The 3023-nt window shown below is 45.7% G+C and carries 3 protein-coding genes; all 3 read right to left on the reverse strand.

The genetic code is table 11. The annotated features are described in order from the left end of the window. Positions 1-1347: asparagine synthase B (gene asnB, locus Q7J27_12535; protein MDO9529965.1), on the reverse strand; the 1347-nt coding region annotated here is incomplete at its 3' end. A gap of 92 nt (positions 1348-1439) precedes the next feature. After that, positions 1440-2747 carry a citrate synthase gene (locus Q7J27_12540; protein MDO9529966.1) on the reverse strand — a complete coding sequence of 436 codons (1308 nt, stop codon included), beginning with the start codon at positions 2745-2747 and terminating at the stop codon, positions 1440-1442. Positions 2748-2832: 85 nt separating this feature from the next. Then, positions 2833-3023: hypothetical protein (locus tag Q7J27_12545; GenBank protein ID MDO9529967.1), on the reverse strand; the 191-nt coding region annotated here is incomplete at its 5' end.

Here is a 3023-nt window from a genome sequence, read left to right on the forward strand (position 1 = left end):
GAGACCTTCACAACCTGCACCTTGAGTATATTGAACCTTATATCGCCACAAGATGTCTTCGGGAATGTAATTCATTTTTTCGAAGGCCTTTCGCAATATCCATTTCTCGATTTTTATGCCGCCGTGATCCAGTATCTTGAACTCGGCAGGAATCTTCATGGAAAGATCAATCATCTCAACATCTAAAAAGGGAACTCGTAATTCGAGACCGAAGTACATGCCCATGCGGTCTGCTCGCTGCAGGTTTATGTTATGCAGACCCGCGATAAGTCGACGTGCTTCTTTGTCAACTTCACGCATTGAAAAATGCTTCATATAGTGGTATCCGGCAAACAATTCATCTGCTCCTTCGCCGGTTAATACTACAGTAACGTAATCTGATGCCAATTTGCATGTAAAATAGCACGGAACGGCACATCGAACAGTCGCCGGATCATAGGTTTCCATTTTTTGTATTACAGCGGGTAGTGCATCATAGTAATTGTCCTCTGTAAATATTAACTCGTGATGTGTGGAACCGATATGCCCGGCTGCGATCCTCCCCGCTTTAATGTCGTCGCTCACTTCTCCGGTTTTATCCTCCATGCCGACCGCAAATGTATGGAGATGAGGTATCTCCTCGGCAGCTATGGCAGCAATGAGACTGCTGTCAAGACCACCGCTGCAAAACGCGCCCACCGGAATCTCCGGATCAGCAAGCAGCCTTTTCTTAACTGCGTTGATAAAGGTTTTTCGGATCAACTCACAAATTTCATCAATGTCTGTAAGAATATAATCTGACTTTTCAGGTATGGTGTAATACTGTACAAAACCCTCTGCAGGAGTGTAATAGTGGCCGGCAGGAAATTCGAGAACATGGTCAACTCCAGCATGGCTCATAGCCCCCAATTCGGAACTAAAATACAGATTGTCATTGCAGTAGCCTATGTAAAGCGGTTTGATGCCCACCGGGTCTCGCGCCAGCATGAAATCATCCCCATCAAAAATCGCAAAGGCAAACATACCATCGAGGGCGGTTACGCACTCCGGTCCCTTTTCCTGGTATAAATGGAGAATGACTTCAGTATCTGAATTGGTCTTGAAGGTATGTCTGGATGACAGTTTTCCTTTAAGATCTTGAAAATTGTATATTTCACCATTGCAGATAATTCCCTGTTTGCCTTCCTTTGTGAGGATCGGTTGATGCCCATGGGCAACATCGACAATCGATAGTCGTGTATGGCCTAAAACGGACTGTCCGAAACTGTAAAGGCCTCTATCATCTGGTCCACGATGTCCGAGCGCATCCAGCATTCGATTAACTGTCACCTCGTCCTTGATTCCAAAACAACCTGCAAGACCGCACATTTACATACTCCCTTCATCTCATATTGCTTTTATAATAGAATTACATCTTCTTCTTTCGCGCCTACATCTATTGATCGCGTGCAATAAAGCTTCTATTTATCTTTATCCTTCATATCGCGTTGATCCAGTGGGATATAGTTCCTTTCTGTATGGCCTATATAGACTTGGCGTGGACGGTGAAGTCTGTTATTTAAATCTTCACGACTTTCCTCCCACTGGCTGATCCACCCCGGCAGACGCCCGATGGCAAACATTACGGTAAACATATTAATCGGTATTCCCATAGCCCTGAGGACGATTCCGCTGTAGAAATCAACATTCGGGAAAAGCCTGTTGTCGATAAAATAGTGGTCTTCCAAAGCCACTTCCTCCAGCCGCTTTGCAATATCAAGAAGTGGATCATGCCGCTGGGTTTTGCCGATAACTTTGTGAGCCATTTTTTTCATGATTCGTCCGCGAGGATCATAATTTTTATAGATACTGTGGCCGAACCCCATCAGCAGGAACGGATCACATTTATCCTTTGCTCTCTTGATAAACGGTTCAGGGTCTCCACCACTGTCGTGGATCTCCTGGAGCATCTCCACGACCGCCTGGTTTGCTCCCCCATGAAGCGGTCCCCACAGGGCACTGATACCACCAGAAATTGCCGCATACAGGTTAACCCGGGCACTGCCAATCAGTCGAACTGCCGAGGTGGAACAGTTCTGCTCGTGGTCCGCATGGAGTATCCAGAAAACGTTGAGAGCATGTACCATATCTTCGTCAAGGACATACGGGCGGACGGTTGAGTCAAACATCATGCTTAAAAAGTTCGCGCAGTAACTCAGTTCGTAACGGGGATAGACCACCGGCAGTCCCATGGATATTCTGTACGACATTGCCGCCAGTGTTCGTAGCTTTGAAAGAAGTCGGGCAAATGTCTTTGTAATCTCCTCTTTTGGGGATCGTTCCGGAAGTTCAGGATAGAACGCCCGAAGAGCATTGACCATTGATGAAAGAATACCCATGGGATGAGCACCTTTCGGGTAGCGCTCGAAGAAATGCCGCATGTCTTCGTGAACAAGGGAATGATCATTCAGCATAAGGGAAAATGCGTTCAGCTCATCCCTCATCGGCAGATCACCCTCAATCAGAAGATACGCGGTTTCGACAAAGCTTGAATGTTCCGCCAGCTGCTCTATAGGGACACCACGGTACCGCAATATTCCCTCCTCACCGTTCATGTAGGAGATACTGCTCAAACAGCTTCCAGTATTGCCGAATCCCGGGTCCAGAGTTATCAACCCTGTTTCTTTGCGAAGTTTTGAAATATCAATGGCATTAGCGCCATCATTTGCCTGAATAATCGGCAGTTCGTACGACTTGCCGTCAACGATCAGCGTTGCTGTCTTTCCCATGATTTTATACCTTAATAAAACCCTTACCTTATCTGAGCGAGGGGGATTTACGATCCGACATGTTGACCTAATAAAAACACATAACTTATTGTGATACCACATCGGCTACAATGTGCATGTTTTCCTTTTCCGTATCGTACACCTTTACAACTTCACCATAATTACGAGCATCAGGGACAATTGTTTCCAGTTGATTGGATAAGCTTTTCAGATACGTTTCATTGAAAATGACGTTATCGTCTCCCGGAAACAAAGCTACATAAAATATTTTCGTTT

The organism is Syntrophales bacterium (assembly GCA_030655775.1).
Classification (GTDB): domain Bacteria; phylum Desulfobacterota; class Syntrophia; order Syntrophales; family JADFWA01; genus JAUSPI01.

Excerpts from the sequence above, each read along its gene's own strand:
- Q7J27_12540 (MDO9529966.1), bottom strand. The coding sequence starts at position 2,747 with ATGGGAAAGACAGCAACGCTGATCGTTGACGGCAAGTCGTACGAACTG.